Source organism: Klebsiella sp. S69 (genome assembly GCF_016516145.1).
Lineage (GTDB): Bacteria > Pseudomonadota > Gammaproteobacteria > Enterobacterales > Enterobacteriaceae > Klebsiella > Klebsiella oxytoca.
Genome location: NZ_JACVUU010000097.1, coordinates 1 through 321 on the forward strand (window position 1 = coordinate 1; position 321 = coordinate 321).

1 pseudogene is annotated in these 321 nt (G+C 54.8%); it reads left to right on the top strand.

The window, feature by feature from the left end:
- Window positions 1–321: pseudogene (locus IAE27_RS29400) on the top strand (IS1 family transposase); the annotation flags it as partial.

Here is a 321-nt window from a genome sequence, read left to right on the forward strand (position 1 = left end):
CAACACGATTTTACGGCACTTAAAAAACTCCGGCCGCAGTCGGTAACCTCGTGCATACAACCGGGCAGTGACGTTATTGTCTGCGCGGAAGTGGACGAACAGTGGGGCTACGTCGGCTCCAAATCGTGCCAGCGCTGGCTTTTTTACGCGTATGACAGGATACGCAGAGCGGTGGTGGCACATGTCTTTGGTGAACGCACCATGGCCACACTGGAACGACTGCTGAGCCTGTTGTAGGCCTTTGATGTTGTGGTGTGGATGACGGATGGCTGGCCGCTGTATGAGTCACGGCTTAAGGGAAAGCTGCACGTTATCAGCAAG